The organism is Pseudomonas sp. S3E17 (assembly GCF_024168685.1).
Lineage (GTDB): Bacteria > Pseudomonadota > Gammaproteobacteria > Pseudomonadales > Pseudomonadaceae > Aquipseudomonas > Aquipseudomonas marginalis.
Map to the genome: position 1 here is coordinate 2,769,120 of NZ_JALJWE010000001.1, position 16,405 is coordinate 2,785,524.

Sequence of the window (16,405 nt, forward strand, 5' to 3'; positions counted from 1 at the left end):
AGGGGCTTGCTCCCTCCCACATTTACTGTGCCCACTCCAAATTGAGTGCGGGGGGGGGTCAGATCCGCACGTTGCCGCGCGGCCCGGCGATAGCCCAGATGATCAGGCCCAGTACCGGCAGCAGCAGGATCAACAGGATCCACAACACCTTGGCCCCGGTGCTTGCGCCGCTTTTGAACACATTGATGATCGCCCAGATATCCAGCGCCAGGATAATCAGCCCGATCAGACCGTTGAAAGTGGAACCCATGGTGTCGCTCCTAAGTGAGGGCATGCCCTTGTAGGATAGCCAGCCCTGGCCGGGGTTCCGTTTTATTTCAGACGTGCACGGCGACCTTCAGCGCTTCCAGGGATGGCTCGGCCTGGATGCCGACTTCGGCACACAACGCCAGCACGCGCGGCAGGTCATTGCCGAACACCAGCACCGCCTGGATCTCGTCGTCCAGCAACTGGCTGAAGTTGAGCAGCACATAACCGCCGTCTTCCGGACTCAGGGCGCTCATCTGGATCTGGATACGGTTCAGGGCGGTAAGGCCGTCAGTCTTGGCCAATTGCTTGGGCTTGAGGTTGAACGCCACACCCGGGCCGAACGACGCGACGATCTGCGCAAACAGATCGCCATAGGTATCGGCCTGGAACAGCACGGTATCCGGCAGGCTGCCGACCACTACCCACTCCCCCAGCGGGATCGGAAAGCTGTCGTCGTAGTTGATATCCGGGTTGGCCGCCAGGAAGGCCGCCGGGTCGGCGTAGGCTTGGGCGGCCTCTTCGGCAATGCGCGCCACCTCGTCCTCGCCCATGACCCCGGCGCTGATTTTACTGATAAGTTCGACGAGGGCGGTTTTCATGGGGTGATCCTGTAGCGGGCTGGTTTTTGAGGGCGCACAGCCTACACCAGTTTCTCCAGCTGCGCCGCCGTGTCCTTCGCGCCCATGGTCTGCGCCGCCGCCAGCGCAGTCGCGCCCTGGGCATCGGTGGCCCTGGGGTTGGCGCCTTGGCTGAGCAGGTAGTCGAGCATCTCGACGCGGTTGAACATGGCGGCCATCATCAGCGCGGTACGCCCGTCGGACGAGGCGGCCTCGATTGGGGTGCCCCCTTCAATCAGCGCCTTGACCACCGGCAAGTGGCCCTTGAACGCCGCGCCGGCGATGGGCAGCTGGTTCTTGTCATTGGCGATCAGCGGGTCGGCCTTGAACTCCAGCAGCACTTTTACCGCTTCGGCATGGCCGTGGTAGGCAGACAGCATCAGCAAGGTATCGCCGTTGTGGTTGCGAAAGTTGGCCGGCAAGCCTTTGGCCAGGAGCGCGGCGAGCATGGCGGCGTCGCCTTTGCGGGCGACGTCGAAGACCTGCTCGGCAAATTCGGCGGCTTCGTCTTCAGTCATTTGTTTGGCTTGGTCTGACATGTGGGGGCTCCTTGTCTGGTGCTTTATAGGCCGCTAGTGTCGCGAGGGAGTTCCCCACTGTCATGCCCTTTTTAGCAAAAGCGGCCATAGACAGAATCAATAGCGGAACTGGCCGCCCTGGATCTGCGCCAACAGTTGCCCGGTGACCGGCACATAGCAGTCCGACCCCGGCAACCAGGCATACACCGGGTCATTGCCAGCCTTGTCCGGATCAAAGGCCTCTTCCTTGAGCTTGACCTTCTGGTATTTGAAGGTACCGGTGGTTTCCATCTTGACCTTGATCCGCAGGAAGAGCGGCACCGCATAGTGGGGCAACTGGCCGTGGGCGAATTGCAGCAGCTCGCGCATGTCCAGCGAGGCCAGGGACTCACTCGGGGTGATGGCGACCATGCCCGCACGGCCATTGGTGTTTTCGATCTCCACGCCATAAGCCACCACTTCGGCGATCTGCGGGTGTTGCAGCAGGACGTTCTCGACCTCGGTGGTGGACACGTTTTCACCTTTCCAGCGATAGGTATCCCCCAGGCGATCCACAAATTGCGCATGGCCAAAGCCGATGCTGCGCAACAAATCGCCGGTATTGAAGTAGCGATCACCTTTTTCAAACACGTCGGTGAGTACCACCCTGCGATTCTTTTCCGGGTCGGTGTAGCCGTCGAAGGGGGATTTTTCATCGATCCTGGCCAGTAACAGGCCCTGCCCGCCCGTGGGGACTTTGCGCATAAAACCATCGCTGCCACGCAGCGGCTCGCCGTTGTCATGGGCGTAGTCCACCAGCGCCCAGTGCTGCAGGCAGAAACCGATGGTGTTGTCGAAATTCAGCACGTTGGTAAAACCGATATTGCCGTCACTGGCCGCGTACAGCTCGCAGATATGCTCCACGCCATAGCGTGCCTTGAACTGCGCCCACACGCCGGGGCGCAAGCCATTGCCGACCATCTTGGTCACGCGGTTATCAAGGTCGTTTTCACCGGGTGGCTGGTCGAGCAGGTAACGACACAACTCACCGACGTAGCCGAGGGTGGTCGCCTTGAATCGGCGCGCATCGTCCCAGAACTGGCTGGCGCTGAACTTGCGGCGAATGGCGAAGCCCGACGCCCCGACAATCGCCGAGCCCCAGCACACACACAGCCCGGTGGCGTGGTACAGCGGCAAGGTGCAATACAAGACGTCGTCCGGCCCCATGTCCAGCGCGATGCTGCCGAAGCTGACGGCGGTCTTGGTCCAGCGGCCGTGTTTCATGATGCCGGCCTTGGGCAGGCCGGTGGTGCCGGAGGTGTAGATATAGAAGCAAGGGTCGTTGAAGAAGATCTGCGCAGTGCTGGCCGGGTTGTCCACCGGGCACTCGGCGCTCGCAGCCAACAGGTCGATATACCCCTGCGGCACCAGGCTGGATGGTTGATCGGCGACGAACCAGGTTCGATCAGCCGCGATGGCCACCTGATCGCGCACCGCGTCATAGGGGGCCACCAGTTCCGCGCCAACAATAATGGCTGCCGGGCTCACCAGGTTCAGGCTGTGCACCAACGCCGCCTGGGTTTGCGCGGTATTGAGCATCGCGCAGATGCCACCCAGCTTGGCCACGGCCAGCACGTTCAAGAGCAATTCGGGGCGGTTTTCGATAAACAGCGCCACCACGTCACCCTTGCCGATGCCCTGGGCTTGCAGGTGGTGGGCAATACGGTTGGCGCGCTGGTTGGCGTCGGTGTAGCTGAGCACACGGTCGCCGTACAACAACGCGTTGCCGTCGGGGTTGCGCAGGGTGGCTTGCTCAAAGTGCCAGCCCAGCCCGCAAGGCTGCGCGGGGTCGGTGACATTGGCGGCACGCATGCCGCGCACTACGCGCGGCAGGGCGCGAACGATGGCCGGCACCTTACTCAGCAGCTTGCCCCAGGTGATCATGTCATTGTGCGGGTGGCTCATGGAGAAACGTCCTTTTTCTTATTCTTCGTCTGATCCCGAAGCACCGACACCTCTGTAAGAGGAAGGCCGAATGCATTGCAGGAAAATACGTCAGCCGTTCTTCGGCTGTACACGCAGGATTTGAAAAGTTTTGTATCCCGTCGGGTGAGCGCTCAAAAAGGGAATTTAGCCGCCCGCGGGTAGTCTTTATCGGTACAGGGGCGCCAACCCCATGCCATCGAGTAACGCAAAATGCAGGATGCATGATGGCCATTCATGCAAATTGCACGAAAGCGAAAATTCACTGTTTTTTCAAACTATTGATTTATAAGGATATTTTTTAAATCATAAGCTGGCACAATCACTGCACCTATCACTCCATGCTTGCCAACTTGAGCCAACGGAGCTGATAGACATGAGCCTGATCCAAGATAAATTCGCTTCAGTATTCTCCAACTACGACGTCACCACCCAGCCACGTCCCGACGGCGGCATTCTGTTGACCCTGCGCAACAGTGACGGCAAGCAGGTCAAGCGTTCGATCTCTTACCAGCAATTGCACACCGCCGATCAATTGACCTGGGTGATCAGCGCGATTCGTCGCGACCTGGCCGAACAAGCCAGTGAACTGCCGCAAATTTCGATGTTGCAAAGCCAGAACCGCTTTGCCCTGCCGACCTACCATTCGGCGTAAATACCGCAGTCATAACAAGGCCGCGACGCTTTCGAGCGTCGCGGCCTTTTTTGTTTGACGATGATTCCAGCCCGGCACTTCGCTGGACTGCGCCTAAGCCCGATAAAGCTGTTTATAGGCGAGTTCAACATCTGCCGGTGCCGTCTCGTCCTATAGAGTCGGCACAGGGGTGCCGCCGTTCAAGGCTGGAATCTTTGAAAACACCTCAGCCATGAAATCCATGAACACGATAGCCCGCGTGGGGAGCAGTCTATTGGCGACATAAACCATCTGCACGGGGACAGGGGGAGCCCCATGATTGGTGAGAATGAACTGTAATCTCCCGCTGTTCAGCCCGCTCTCAAACAGCCACGCAGGTCCATGCGCCACACCCAGGCCCGCCACGACCGCCGCACTCACAGCGTCGGGCGAGTTGACCCTGAGCCTGCCGGTAATCGGAATCTCCGCGTCCCGGAATCGCCAGGTCGCCCCGGACGACAGTAGGGTGTAGACGATGCAATCGTGGTCGCGTAGATCCTCCGGGGTCTGCGGAACGCCGCGTTTAGCCAGGTAATCCTTACTGGCGACGAAGACCCGGTCGTACCATCCAAGAGGCCGCGCGCGCAAGGTGCTGTCCTCCAGCTGTCCTATGCGAATGGCGAGTTCGGTGCCTTCATTGACCAGGTCTACGTATCGATCGTTGAGTTGGAGATCCAAGATCAATTGAGGATAGCGCTCCAGAAAGGCCGGCACATGCGGCAGCACAAACGCGTGTGCGAGAGCTGTCGGACAGGCTACGCGCAAGAGCCCCGATGGATCGACGTTGTTTCTGAACGACGATTCGGATTCATCCACCGCATCCAGGATGCGCCGGATGTCCGCATAGTAGCGTTCGCCCTCCGGTGTCAACGACAGCTTGCGCGTAGACCGGTGGAGCAAACGCGTCTGCAAATGATCCTCCAGAGCCGCTACATAACGGCTTACATTCGGTTGCCCCAGCCCTAGATCACGCCCTGCCGCCGAAAAGCTCCCGGTTTCTACAGCACGTGCGAAGCATGTCATCAACAGAAATCGGTCCACTTCTCCACCTCAATTCATGCTCAATTTGCATGAATTATATGCGAATAAGCAGTCTTATATACCATGGGGCATGAGCGCATATTTCTCCCTGTCGACCGCGGTGGTCGTCCTTCACCGGAGAATTCAAATGTCGCGCTTGCAAGGTAAACGTACGCTCATCACTGGCGGCACCAGTGGCATCGGGCTGGAAACGGCAAAGCAGTTCCTGGCGGAGGGTGCTCGCGTGATCGTAACGGGGGTCAACCCCGATTCGATTGCAAAGGCCCAGGCCGAATTAGGCCCGGAAGTGCCGGTGCTGCGCGCCGACTCGGCCAGCGTTGAGGCACAAAAGGAGCTGGCACACGTCATCAAGGAACACTACGGCCAACTCGACGTTGCCTTCCTCAATGCCGGCGTATCCGTCTGGCAGCCCATTGAGGAATGGACGGAAGATATGTTCGACCGCTCTTTCGACATCAACGTCAAAGGGCCGTACTTCCTGATACAGGCGCTGTTGCCGGTCTTCGCCAATCCTGCTTCGGTCGTGTTGACGACTTCCGTAAGCGCCCATGCAGGCGCAGATCGCTCGTCCGTGTATGCCGCAACGAAGGCCGCATTACTGAACATGTCGAAGACGCTCTCGACCGAATTGCTGGGCCGTGGCATCCGTGTCAATGCAGTGAGCCCTGGCCCCGTCGAGACTCCGCTTTACGACAAGCTGGGTATTCCACAAGCTTATCGCGAGCAGCTTAACAAAGAGATCGCGGCAACCATTCCGCTTGGGCGCTTCGGTACCTCCGACGAGGTGGCCAAGGCAGTGCTGTATCTGGCATCCGACGAGTCGCGTTGGACGGTCGGCTCCGAAATCGTCCTTGACGGCGGCCGCCTGCTGAATGGCTAAGCGCGCAGCTCAAGAATTGCGCGAATGCCACATCGTCCGGGCTGAGTTAATCAGGTACTGAACGCCGGCCCCAGCACTCAGGGACGAACCAGTCCAATCCAGACTGCGCACACAGCGGTACGCGGGAAACCTCTGCCGCTGTTTGCGCTTGATAAACCATCCAGGGCCACTAAAAGCAATGAACGCTCTTACGCTGATAAGCCACCCACTATGCCCATTCGTACAGCGCGCCGCGATTGTGCTGCTTGAAAAGGGTATCCAATTCGATCGGATAAATGTCGACTTATCAGCCAAGCCAGACTGGTTCCTGGCAGTTTCGCCAACCGGCAAGGTCCCGGTGCTCAAGGTGCGCCGGGACAATGCGGAAGACGCGATCCTATTCGAAAGCATGGTCATCTGCGAGTACCTCGACGAAACCCAAGGCGGCGCGCCGATGTACCCCGTCGATGCGTTAGCTCGCGCACGGAATCGCGCGTGGATCGAGTTCGCGTCGCAGGCGCAAGCTGAAGCCTGGCAGTTTCTCCACGCTCGTGACTCTGCGACCGCAGATGCCAAGCGCACCGCATTTCGCGAACGACTCGGCAAACTGGAGTCAGAAATAGGCGTGGGGCCGCTCTTCAATGGCTCCGCCTTTGGAATGGTTGATGCGGTTTATGCCCCGCTTTTCCGTTACTTCGAGAGTATCGACGCAACTGTCGCACACCAGATTTTCGACGGCCTTCCGCGCATTTCGGCTTGGCGTGAGGCGCTTGTGACACGCTCCAGCGTAAGGGATGCCGTTGTCGAAGACTATGCCGATCGTTTCCAGACGCATCTGCGCCAACAAGGAGCGCTGATCGCTGCCGCTTAGCCGACGCGATCAATCAAAAGATTGACGTCGAGCCTAGCGCCACCAATGTGACGTTAAGCATCGAGCCCCCCGAATGTGGGCGACACGATGAGGTCAATTAGGTGCAAGGTCGAGGTCATGGCATTACCGTTATTCCGCGTCAGGTACCGCCTCCGCTACGCGCGTTCATTGACACCCTCCGGAACTGGAGCCGAGTCGGTCGCCGAGGACATTCTGAAGGTGCATCCACGTAAGCACGGCTTGGTTATGGCTGGACGATGACGCTTCAAACCGATTGCTTCGGTGGCCGAAAGTTTGGGTCAGCATAAACCTTGGCGTGCCGCCTCATTCATCGCCTGCACTCGGTTGGTCACGCCAAATTTGCCGTAGATATTGCGCAGGTGGAATTTCACCGTGGCTTCGGACGTGGCGCGAATCTGGCTGATTTCCCAGACGGTCTTGCCTTCGGAGGCCCAACGCAGGATTTCCAGTTCCGTAGGGGTCAGCGGTTTTCCGGACAAACTCAAACGCCTCCTGACGGCGCTGGGCACCGAATGTGGCGGTGGAGACAATTCCCTGGGGCCTCTCATTAGTTTCGCTCCCTTTTGCTGGCTATCGCCCTATCACCTTCGGATTCCTCCTATTGACAGGTGATATAAACGTTGATGCCGCAAAGAGTTACATAACCAATGGCACTAAGGCGCAGGCCCTGCGATAAACAGCCGGGCCTTACAAGAATAAGAGTTTATTCCCACAACAACTTCCAACATGCGGGGGTTGAAGTTTTCGATACGTCGTAATCAGTCATCCAGCCCGGGAAAGCGTCGGGCGATATCGTCACCCGTCAACTCCGGCACCGGGTTTTGCGCCTGATCGAAGAGTCGCAGCGTTATACAGTGCGGGCTCTCCCCCATATCAAACCAGTGCGGCATACCGGCCGGCACCACCAGCAGGTCGTTTTTCTCACAACGCACGGCATACACATAGTCGCCAACATGCAGGTTGAACAAGCCCTGGCCGGCGATGAAAAAATGCACTTCGTCTTCGCTGTAGCGGCGTTCATCCAGGAACCGGGCACGCCATTCGGCTTTTTGCGGGTGGTCGCTGGTGACACTGAGCACCGCCACCGCACCGTAGCCGAGGGCATCGATCTGCGGCTGATAGGCGGCAATCATGTCAGCGTCGCTGGCGCCCCTCTCGATCAGGGCAGGCTGCCAGCGCTCGAACCGCACACCGTGCTCGGCCAGGGTAGCGGCGATGTCGTCGACATGGGTCAGGACCTTGTTCGGGGTATCCGGTGAAGCGACGGGGTAGACGGCGACATAACTCATTGAAGGGTTCCTTGGTTCTGCTCTTGCAATCGAAAACCGATGATAGCGGCGGCGGCCAGGGCGGCGACGCTGGCAATACTAAAGGTGAAGGTCGGCCCCAGCAGGTTCCAGCTGTAGCCGGAATACAGCGCACCCAGCGCACCGCCGGTGCCGGCCAGGGCGGCGTACAGCGCCTGGCCCTGGCCTTGTTGCTTATCGCCAAAGCTGCGCTGCACAAAGGCAATCGCTGCGGCGTGAAAACTGCCGAACGTGGCAGCGTGCATGACCTGCGCCAGCAACAGCACCCACAGGAGTTCGGCAAACGAGCCCAGCAGCAACCAGCGCAGGGCCGCCAGCAGGAAACTGGCCAGCAGCACCCGGCGTACCGAAAAACGTGTGAGGATGCGGCTCATGCCCAGGAACATCAGCACTTCCGCCACCACCCCCAGGGCCCACAGCATGCCGATCATGCCACGGCTGTAGCCAAGGTGTTCCAGGTGCAGGGTCAGGAAGGTGTAATACGGGCCATGGCTCATTTGCATCAGCGCCACGCAGGCGTAAAACGCCAGTACGCCGGGGCTGCGCAGCTGTTTGAGGAAACCATCACCGGCCAAGCGATTGCCTTGGCTGGCGGGCTGCGCATTCGGTACCCACAGGCTGGCACCGATGATGCCGGCCATGATCACCACGACCACCACCGGGTAGATGTCCAGGCTCAGCCAGTCGAACAGGCGGCCCATGATCACCACGGTGAGAATAAAACCGATGGAGCCCCACAGGCGCACCTGACTATAGCGCGCGGTCTGTTTTTGCAGGTGGGCCAGGGTGATCACTTCAAACTGCGGCAGCACCGCGTGCCAGAAGAACGCATGCAGGGCCATCACCAGGGCCAGCCAGGCGTAGGTGTGGCTGACAAAGATCAGGGAAAAACTCAGCAGGGTGCACACCGCGCCGAAGCGCACGATAGCCAGGCGTCGGCCGCTGTAGTCGCCCAGCCAGCCCCACAGGTTGGGCGCCACGCAGCGCATCAGCATGGGGATGGCCACCAGCTCGCCGATGCGCGCGCTGGAGAACCCCAGGTGGTCGAAGTACAGCGCCAGGAACGGCGCCGTCGCCCCGAGCAGGGCGAAGTAGAACAGGTAGAAGCTGGAGAGGCGCCAGTACGGGAGGGCTGTCACCGCCGCGCCGTCACAGCTGGCCCAGCACCGGGGTACTCACGCGCACATCGGCGTTTTGCCCGCGATTGCGCAGCAGGTGGTCCATCAACACGATGGCCATCATCGCTTCGGCAATCGGCGTGGCCCGGATGCCCACGCACGGGTCGTGACGGCCCTTGGTGATCACGTCGACCGGGTTGCCGTGCACATCGATGGAACGGCCGGGGGTGGTGATGCTCGAGGTAGCCTTGAGTGCCAGGTGCGCAACAATCGGCTGGCCGGAGGAAATACCACCGAGGATGCCGCCCGCGTTGTTGCTGAGGAAGCCTTCCGGCGTCAGTTCATCGCGGTGCTCGGTGCCACGCTGGGACACGCAGGCAAAACCGGCGCCGATTTCCACGCCTTTCACCGCATTGATGCTCATCAGCGCATGGGCCAGTTCGGCGTCGAGGCGATCGAAAATCGGCTCGCCCAGGCCCGGCTTGACGCCTTCGGCGACCACGGTGATCTTGGCGCCGACCGAATCCTGGTCGCGGCGCAGCTGGTCCATATAGGCTTCCAGTTCCGGCACTTTGTCCGGGTCAGGGCAGAAAAAGGCGTTGTTTTCCACGCTGTCCCAGGTCTTGAACGGGATTTCAATCGGGCCCAACTGGCTCATGTAGCCACGGATGACGATGCCCTGGGTCGCCAGGTATTTCTTGGCGATGGCGCCGGCTGCCACCCGCATCGCGGTTTCGCGCGCCGAGCTGCGGCCGCCGCCACGGTAGTCGCGTTCGCCGTATTTATGGTGGTAGGTGTAGTCGGCGTGGGCCGGGCGGAACAGATCCTTGATCGCCGAGTAGTCCTTGGACTTCTGGTCGGTATTGCGAATCAGCAGGCCGATGGCGCACCCGGTGGTACGACCTTCGAACACCCCGGAGAGGATCTCGACTTCGTCGGGCTCCTGGCGCTGGGTGGTGTGGCGGCTGGTGCCGGGCTTGCGGCGGTCGAGGTCACGCTGCAGGTCTTCCAGGGACAGCTCGAGGCCGGGCGGGCAGCCGTCGACAATGGCGACCAACGCCGGGCCATGGCTTTCGCCCGCGGTGGTGACAGTGAACAGCTTGCCGAAGGTATTGCCGGACATGCAGGGCGCTCCGTGAAATCAGTTGAATCAAGTCAACCGTAATAACTTAAGGCGGCCAGTATACGCAGGCTAACCGACTAGTTCATCCTCGAAACCTTCCCGGTAGACCTTGGTCCAACCGGCACCTTCCTCATGATGGCGCGATGATGCTGCGAGTTCTTCTGTTTACCCTGACCCTGTTTACCGCCGTGGCCCACGCCGCCTCCCCTGTCGTACTGCAACGCCCGATCAGCCTGGACACCGGCAGCGGCGAACTGTTTGGCTCGCTGCTGCTGCCGCAGTCCGACAAACCGGTGCCGGTGGTGTTGATCATCGCCGGCTCCGGCCCCACCGACCGCAACGGCAACAGCGCCGACGGCGCACGCAATGACAGCCTCAAGCGCCTGGCCTGGGTGCTGGCCCGGCACAACATCGCCAGCGTGCGCTACGACAAGCGCGGTGTGGCCGCCAGCCTCGCCGCCACGCCCGACGAACGCAACCTGACCCTCGACGCCTACGTGGCCGACGCGGTGGCCTGGGGCAAATTACTCAAGGCCGACACACGCATGGGCCCGCTGATTGTGCTGGGCCACAGCGAAGGTGCGCTGGTGGCTGCACTGGCCGCACCGCAACTCGACCCGGCCGGGGTGATTTCCCTGTCCGGCAGCGCCCGTCCGGTCGACCAGGTCATCCGCCAGCAACTGGCCGATCACCTGCCCCCTGCCCTGCTGCTGCGCAGCAATGAAATCCTTGATCACCTCAAGGCCGGTCAGGTGGACGCCGATGTGCCTGGCCCGTTGCAGGGTATTTTCCGACCCAGCGTGCAGCCGTATCTGATCAGCCTGTTTCGCGCCGATCCTTCAGCGGCGTTTGCAAAACTGCGCATGCCGGCGTTGATCATCCAGGGCAGCAACGATATTCAGGTCGGTGTGGGCGACGCCGAGCAACTCAAAAGGGCCAAGCCCGATGCCGAACTGGCGGTGATCGAAGGCATGAACCACGTGATGCGCATCGTGCCCAACGACGTAAAGCAACAATTGGCCTCCTACAATGACCCGCAATTACCCCTCGCCGCCGAGCTGGGCAACCGTTTGGTGCGCTTTATCGACGGACTTCAACCCCGTTAAGCGACAATTTGCCTCCAGTCCTGCAGAAATCGGCCGATAAGCCCAGGGTCGACGGCAAAAAGACGCTCGACTTGCAGGGCTTGGACAGGATCGCACCGCATGACAACCACTGAAGCAACACCGGAACCGACCGCCGACACCCCGGCTGAAAAAACCGAGGCCATCGACACGGCGGCTCCCCTGCCGTGGGCGGATGTTCAGGCCGAGCATTTCAAGATGCTGCGCCTGGCCCCGCTGGCCACCGACCGCGCCACCGGCCTGCGGCCGCTGCGGTTCGTACAGTTCGGCTATGCCGAGCGCCATGACAAACACCACAGCCTGTTGCGCATGGTCATCCAATTGCCGGGGCAGCGGGTGCGCCGTGAGCAGAACCATCTGGATATCTGGGTGGATCACGATAAACACCGCGTGCACTTCGGCCCGGGCAACAGCCTGGAAATCGAACCGGCCAACCGCGGCATCGGTCGTTTCCTGGTGGCCCAGGGCGCCGCGTGGGCGAAGAAGAAATGGTCGCACTACCGCGTCGACGGCGTGGACCTGGCCAACAAGGACGCACTCAACGAAGCCACACGCCTGCGCCGCGATCACTTCCTGCGCGTCCAGGGTTTCGATGTGGCCTACGCCGATGTGCAGCACCTCAAAGGCAACGTGCAGCCGGGCAAGGTCAGCGACGTACTGGACAGTTGGAACACCGAGAAGGTGCAGTTCGTGGAGATCCTTGAAGCCGCGCAGATGCTGCAACAGGCCGAGCACAACCTGCTGGAGCAGGAAGTGAAACTGCGCAAGGAAGAAGAAAAGGTCACCAAGTTCAAGCGTGAGGACAGCGGGTTGCGCTTTACCATCACCTGCCTGGTGGCGTTCACCGTGTTTCAGGCGGGGCTGTTGATCTGGATTGCCACGCACCGCTAGCCGGCTGGAAAGCCATCGAAATGCGGGAGGGCCTTGCCCCCTCCCACATTTTCTACCCTAAGCTTGGTTAAACCCGAGCGGCGAAGATTGCCTGGTGTTCCCGGCACTGCTCGGCCGTGAGCATGAACACCCCATGCCCACCCCGCTGGAAGTCCAGCCAGGCGAAGTCCACTTCCGGGTACAGCGCGTCAACATGCACCTGGCTGTTGCCCACCTCGACAATCAGCAAACCCTTCTCGGTCAGGTGATCCGCCGCCTCGGCCAGCATGCGCCGCACCAGGTTCAGGCCATCGTCGCCGCAGGCCAGGCCCAGCTCCGGCTCGTGCTGGTATTCGTCCGGCATGTCGGCAAAGTCTTCGGCATCCACATACGGCGGGTTCGACACGATCAGGTCAAAGCGCTGGCCCGGCAGGCCGTCGAAGCCGTCGCCCTGCACGGTGTACACACGCTCGTCGACACCATGGCGCTCGATATTCTGATTGGCCACTTCCAGGGCTTCGAAGGACAGGTCGCCGAGTACCACTTCGGCGTCCTGGAACTCGTAGGCGCAGGCAATGCCGATGCAACCGGAGCCGGTGCACAGATCGAGAATGCGCGCCGGCGGTTGGGCCAGCCAAGGTTCGAAGCGGTTTTCGATCAGTTCGCCGATGGGTGAGCGAGGGATCAGCACGCGCTCGTCAACGATAAACGACATGCCGCAGAACCACGCCTCTTTCAACAGGTAGGCCGTGGGCACCCGCTCATGGATACGGCGATGCAACAAACGCTGTACGTGAGAGATTTCCTCTTCTTCCAGGTTGCAATCGAGGTAGCTGTCGGCAATTTCCCATGGCAGGTGCAAGGCGCCGAGCACCAACTGCCGGGCTTCGTCCCAGGCATTGTCGGTGCCATGGCCAAAAAACAGGTCTTCCCCATGGAAACGGCTGACGGCCCAACGGATGTGGTCGCGCAAGGTGCGCAGGCGGGATGTGATCACGGGGGGCAGACTCCTGGAAAAAACGACTGGCGATTCTAACAGTCTTCGCCTGTACCGACGATGTACGAAAAGCTGTTGCCGTACGTCGGATTTCATCCAAATCGCCATCATTCGGTTAAACATCGCCGCCACTTGACATGGCTGCACGCCAGCAACGGCGTACCTTACGATAGTAGCGATTCACAGAACCGCTCAGCCAGTGGACAATGACGCAAAAGCCCCCCTCACAGGAGCCCCAGAATGTCCGTTCCAAAGACGATGTTTCAACTCAGCGGTCGTGGTTACGCAGCTGCCAACCTTGCCCATGCGACCCTCGTGATCATCGACGCCCAAAAGGAATACCTCAGTGGCCCGCTCGCCCTCTCCGGCATGGACGCGGCGGTCGGCAATATCAAGCAACTGGTCGCCGCCGCGCGCAACGCCGGGCGCCCGATCGTGCACGTGCGCCATTTGGGTACCGTGGGCGGCCTGTTTGACCCCCAGGGCGAGCGTGGTGAGTTCATCTCCGGCCTCGAACCTCAAGGTGACGAAACCATCATCGGCAAGCTGCTGCCCAGCGCCTTCCACGGCACCGGCCTGGAAAAACACCTGCAGGACCTCGGTTCCCTGGACCTGATCGTCTGCGGCTTCATGAGCCACTCCAGCGTCAGCACCACCGTGCGTGCCGCGAAGAACCTGGGGTTTCGCTGCACCCTGGTGGAAGACGCCTGTGCCACCCGCGACCTGCCTTACAAAGGTGGCATCCTGAGCGCCGAGCATGTGCAGCAGACCGAGATGGCCATCATGGCTGACAACTTTGCCACTCTCGCACTGACTAAAGACCTGATCTGATCGCCCTTCGGGTGAGCGGCGCGGCCTATTGCAGGTCCCGCTCATCCGCAAAGCCCTCTCATTTGGCGCATTTACCTCGGGTACAGGAACAACCTGTGTATCTTCCGGTCGAAGGGCCGATACCCTGGAGGAAAGGTCGGAATGAAGATATCCGATGGTTTTGACGCTCGTCGCTTGCGCCCCAAGGGCCCGAGCAACTGGCGTCTGCGCCTGGTGGCCGGCATTGCCGCGCTGTTGGCGGTAGTAGGTTTGCTGTTGACCGGCGCTGGTGGCGCCGGTTTGTTTGGCCACTCGCCGGCCCTTGGCGAACTGAATGCCAGCCCTGGCGGCTCGGCGATTCTGTTGGGGATCGGGCTGCTGGTGCTGTGGCTGGGCGTGTGGCTGTGGCGCCGCAGCCGTCGGAAGATGCGCCAGCCGTTGTCACTGAACATCGCCTCGCACCTGATGAAAAAGCACGACTGATGGCGCTTGGATAGCGTTTCCTGCGCCCCGGCCGCCGCGATTTAGGTAAACTGCCCGCCCTTCGCGGAGGCTGACATGCAAGACGACGATTTTTCCCTGTTCAAAAACGAGCTGCGCGGCGTCAAGCCGATCAAGCACGACCGCGCCGACACCGGCAAACCCAAGGCCGACCGCGCACAGATCGCCAAGCTGCGCCAGGCTGCTACGGTGCGCACCGATGCCACCACCGTGGATGGCCTGTCAGACCAGTTCGTGATCGACGTCGGCCCCGAAGACGAGCTGATGTGGGCCCGCGACGGCGTACAGGAAAGCCAGATGCGCAAGCTCAAGGCCGGTCAGATCCCGTTCGAAGGCAGCCTCGACCTGCACGGCATGAACGTGGAAAAAGCCCGGGAAACCCTGTGGGCCTTCCTCGCCGAAGCCACCAGGTTCGAAATCCGCTGCGTGCGCGTCACCCATGGCAAGGCGGTGCGCTTGGACGGCAAGCGGCCGATGATCAAGAGCCACGTCAACACCTGGCTGCGCCAGCATGCCCAGGTGCTCGGCTTTACCTCGTGCCAGGCCCGTCATGGGGGCGCGGGTGCGGTGTATGTGATGCTCAAGCGCACGATGATGGAAGGGCGCGACGAATAAGTAATAAAAAGCCCAGCAATTGAGCTGGGCTATTGTGGTATTGCCAGTAACGTCAGTTGTCGAAAAGCTCTTTCGCTTTTTTCTCTTTCGCCAGCGAGATCACTGCCTTTTGCATGGTGATCGCAGTATCGGCTGCGCTTCTGTAAACAGCACGTTTTTCTTCTACCGAACCACTTCGAAAAAAATCTGACATGGTGGTGGATGAATATTTTTCTACAACTTCCGTAATTTCGCCTTTCATAAGGCTACTCCGGTCAAAATTTGCTCAAGTTGATCAGGATGGTAGGGCTGTATAACGAGTTCGTCAATTTCCTCAGCCGATAGGTCGATGCCGATGTACGACGCCCCGCCATCAGTGTCCTTGATGAGCACATCGACTTGAAGACGCCCCAGAAACTCACGTTTCAATCCGCACACCGTCGTTTTTGATGCATAAAACTGGCGAATGAACTCTTTGCAAGGAATGTTTCGCCCCTCAACAGTCTCCCGTGCCAACACAAATTCCCACGCCAGCTCAGGCTTCTGGTAGACGTAGATAACCTGTGCAGACCGGTTTTACTTATCAAGGGCGCGCTGGATATTTTTCCGAGCCACGGCAAAGTTGGCCAGCGTTCCGTCCAACAGGAAAGACTGACGCTGCTGATAAACCAGATCGACGGTCCTCTCCACCATAGCAGTTACGCCACGTTGAAAAAGACTGGAGTTTGCGCCTGTGTAGTCAGGAAAGTATTCCCTGAAGTCATCGGGGTCGATTCGCAATGCACTGGATCCCCCCTCCTCCATCAAGCGAATAAATGATTTGGACACTTCTGTCTTGCCGGCACCAGGCGAGCCCGCCATAAACACTGAAACCGGATAATTTTCACCTGGGTACTTAGTCAGGCAGGCAAGTTCACGGGCAATGCGGGTCCGATTTGCTTTGGCAAAGATCAGGGCGCGCTCAGAAATACTTCGCTCCAGCGGGGTCATCACGTCCTCCTCAACGGAGGCCGACTCTAACATCGGTATCGTCCGGGAATACAACTGTCGGCGCACCTACGCTACTATGTGCGCCACATCACCCGCCGCTGTTGCGCGCCGGGCAGCGCTTCACATTGGTACAGGCATACACCGTACCGTTCTGAAACCC

General features: G+C 60.1%; 19 protein-coding genes and 1 pseudogene. 8 read left to right on the forward strand and 12 right to left on the reverse strand.

Translation table 11 applies throughout. The annotated features are described in order from the left end of the window. Nucleotides 1-58: 58 nt before the first annotated feature. The 4 genes from J3D60_RS12160 to J3D60_RS12175 all read right to left on the reverse strand — a co-directional run bounded on the left by J3D60_RS12160 (nucleotide 59) and on the right by J3D60_RS12175 (nucleotide 3,328). Nucleotides 59-250 carry a PLDc N-terminal domain-containing protein gene (locus J3D60_RS12160; protein ID WP_003172956.1) on the reverse strand — a complete coding sequence of 64 codons (192 nt, stop codon included), beginning with the start codon at nucleotides 248-250 and terminating at the stop codon, nucleotides 59-61. A gap of 67 nt (nucleotides 251-317) precedes the next feature. Next, a complete protein-coding gene (locus J3D60_RS12165; protein ID WP_065948604.1) occupies nucleotides 318-848 on the reverse strand; it encodes a hypothetical protein in 531 nt (176 codons plus the stop codon). Between the two features lie 41 nt (nucleotides 849-889). After that, nucleotides 890-1,405, reverse strand: a complete 516-nt coding sequence (locus J3D60_RS12170) for an ankyrin repeat domain-containing protein (RefSeq protein WP_065940496.1) — start codon at nucleotides 1,403-1,405, stop codon at nucleotides 890-892. A gap of 96 nt (nucleotides 1,406-1,501) precedes the next feature. Continuing rightward, nucleotides 1,502-3,328 (reverse strand): long-chain-acyl-CoA synthetase, encoded by a 1,827-nt coding sequence (locus J3D60_RS12175; protein WP_065940497.1) that lies wholly within the window; start codon nucleotides 3,326-3,328, stop codon nucleotides 1,502-1,504. A gap of 394 nt (nucleotides 3,329-3,722) precedes the next feature. Here J3D60_RS12175 and J3D60_RS12180 point away from each other — a divergent pair, with 394 nt between their 5' ends. Then, complete coding sequence (locus J3D60_RS12180; protein ID WP_027603943.1) at nucleotides 3,723-4,001, forward strand: DUF3509 domain-containing protein; 279 nt, start codon at nucleotides 3,723-3,725, stop codon at nucleotides 3,999-4,001. A 150-nt stretch (nucleotides 4,002-4,151) separates the two neighbouring features. On the opposite strand, the gene J3D60_RS12185 is transcribed toward J3D60_RS12180, so the two are convergent. Further along, on the reverse strand, nucleotides 4,152-5,060 hold the full coding sequence (locus tag J3D60_RS12185; protein WP_253491591.1) for a LysR family transcriptional regulator: 909 nt from the start codon (nucleotides 5,058-5,060) through the stop codon (nucleotides 4,152-4,154). A gap of 127 nt (nucleotides 5,061-5,187) precedes the next feature. On the opposite strand from J3D60_RS12185, the gene J3D60_RS12190 reads away from it, so the two are divergent. Both J3D60_RS12190 and J3D60_RS12195 read left to right on the forward strand, forming a co-directional pair. Further along, a complete protein-coding gene (locus J3D60_RS12190; protein WP_253491592.1) occupies nucleotides 5,188-5,940 on the forward strand; it encodes an SDR family oxidoreductase in 753 nt (250 codons plus the stop codon). Nucleotides 5,941-6,118: 178 nt separating this feature from the next. Then, nucleotides 6,119-6,790, forward strand: coding sequence for a glutathione S-transferase family protein (locus tag J3D60_RS12195; protein ID WP_253491594.1), 672 nt, complete (start codon nucleotides 6,119-6,121; stop codon nucleotides 6,788-6,790). A 299-nt stretch (nucleotides 6,791-7,089) separates the two neighbouring features. Here the strand turns inward: J3D60_RS12195 and J3D60_RS12200 are convergent, their stop codons facing one another. From J3D60_RS12200 to aroC, 4 genes are all read right to left on the reverse strand, one after another. Then, nucleotides 7,090-7,359 carry a response regulator transcription factor gene (locus J3D60_RS12200; protein ID WP_065940501.1) on the reverse strand — a complete coding sequence of 90 codons (270 nt, stop codon included), beginning with the start codon at nucleotides 7,357-7,359 and terminating at the stop codon, nucleotides 7,090-7,092. A gap of 210 nt (nucleotides 7,360-7,569) precedes the next feature. Then, the gene (locus J3D60_RS12205) at nucleotides 7,570-8,100 is read right to left on the reverse strand and encodes an acireductone dioxygenase (protein WP_253491596.1); all 531 of its coding nucleotides are present in this window, start codon (nucleotides 8,098-8,100) and stop codon (nucleotides 7,570-7,572) included. Continuing rightward, a complete protein-coding gene (locus J3D60_RS12210; RefSeq protein WP_065940503.1) occupies nucleotides 8,097-9,257 on the reverse strand; it encodes an MFS transporter in 1,161 nt (386 codons plus the stop codon). Before J3D60_RS12210 ends, J3D60_RS12205 begins: the two co-directional genes overlap by 4 nt. 10 nt (nucleotides 9,258-9,267) lie before the next feature. Further along, entirely contained in the window at nucleotides 9,268-10,359 is a 1,092-nt protein-coding gene (gene aroC, locus J3D60_RS12215) for a chorismate synthase (protein WP_253491598.1), read from the reverse strand. Nucleotides 10,360-10,502: 143 nt separating this feature from the next. Here aroC and J3D60_RS12220 point away from each other — a divergent pair, with 143 nt between their 5' ends. Together J3D60_RS12220 and J3D60_RS12225 are read left to right on the forward strand one after the other, a co-directional pair. Further along, nucleotides 10,503-11,465, forward strand: coding sequence for an alpha/beta hydrolase (locus tag J3D60_RS12220; protein WP_065940504.1), 963 nt, complete (start codon nucleotides 10,503-10,505; stop codon nucleotides 11,463-11,465). Between the two features lie 99 nt (nucleotides 11,466-11,564). Beyond that, nucleotides 11,565-12,374 (forward strand): hypothetical protein, encoded by an 810-nt coding sequence (locus J3D60_RS12225; protein ID WP_065940505.1) that lies wholly within the window; start codon nucleotides 11,565-11,567, stop codon nucleotides 12,372-12,374. 67 nt (nucleotides 12,375-12,441) lie between these two features. Here the strand turns inward: J3D60_RS12225 and prmB are convergent, their stop codons facing one another. Further along, a complete protein-coding gene (gene prmB, locus J3D60_RS12230; protein ID WP_065926617.1) occupies nucleotides 12,442-13,350 on the reverse strand; it encodes a 50S ribosomal protein L3 N(5)-glutamine methyltransferase in 909 nt (302 codons plus the stop codon). A gap of 240 nt (nucleotides 13,351-13,590) precedes the next feature. On the opposite strand from prmB, the gene J3D60_RS12235 reads away from it, so the two are divergent. The 3 genes from J3D60_RS12235 (at nucleotide 13,591) to J3D60_RS12245 (ending at nucleotide 15,276) form a co-directional block, all read left to right on the forward strand. Beyond that, on the forward strand, nucleotides 13,591-14,181 hold the full coding sequence (locus J3D60_RS12235) for a cysteine hydrolase family protein (protein ID WP_115486801.1): 591 nt from the start codon (nucleotides 13,591-13,593) through the stop codon (nucleotides 14,179-14,181). 141 nt (nucleotides 14,182-14,322) lie between these two features. Further along, nucleotides 14,323-14,643, forward strand: a complete 321-nt coding sequence (locus tag J3D60_RS12240; RefSeq protein WP_027603931.1) for a hypothetical protein — start codon at nucleotides 14,323-14,325, stop codon at nucleotides 14,641-14,643. Nucleotides 14,644-14,718: 75 nt separating this feature from the next. Then, nucleotides 14,719-15,276: a Smr/MutS family protein gene (locus tag J3D60_RS12245; protein WP_092486383.1), complete on the forward strand. Its 558-nt coding sequence runs from the start codon at nucleotides 14,719-14,721 to the stop codon at nucleotides 15,274-15,276. 52 nt (nucleotides 15,277-15,328) lie between these two features. Here J3D60_RS12245 and J3D60_RS12250 read toward each other — a convergent pair whose 3' ends face one another. Further along, nucleotides 15,329-15,517 (reverse strand): hypothetical protein, encoded by a 189-nt coding sequence (locus J3D60_RS12250; protein ID WP_065926615.1) that lies wholly within the window; start codon nucleotides 15,515-15,517, stop codon nucleotides 15,329-15,331. Continuing rightward, nucleotides 15,514-16,278 (reverse strand): annotated as a pseudogene (locus tag J3D60_RS12255) (zeta toxin family protein). Before J3D60_RS12255 ends, J3D60_RS12250 begins: the two are co-directional and overlap by 4 nt. Nucleotides 16,279-16,405 lie beyond the last annotated feature (127 nt).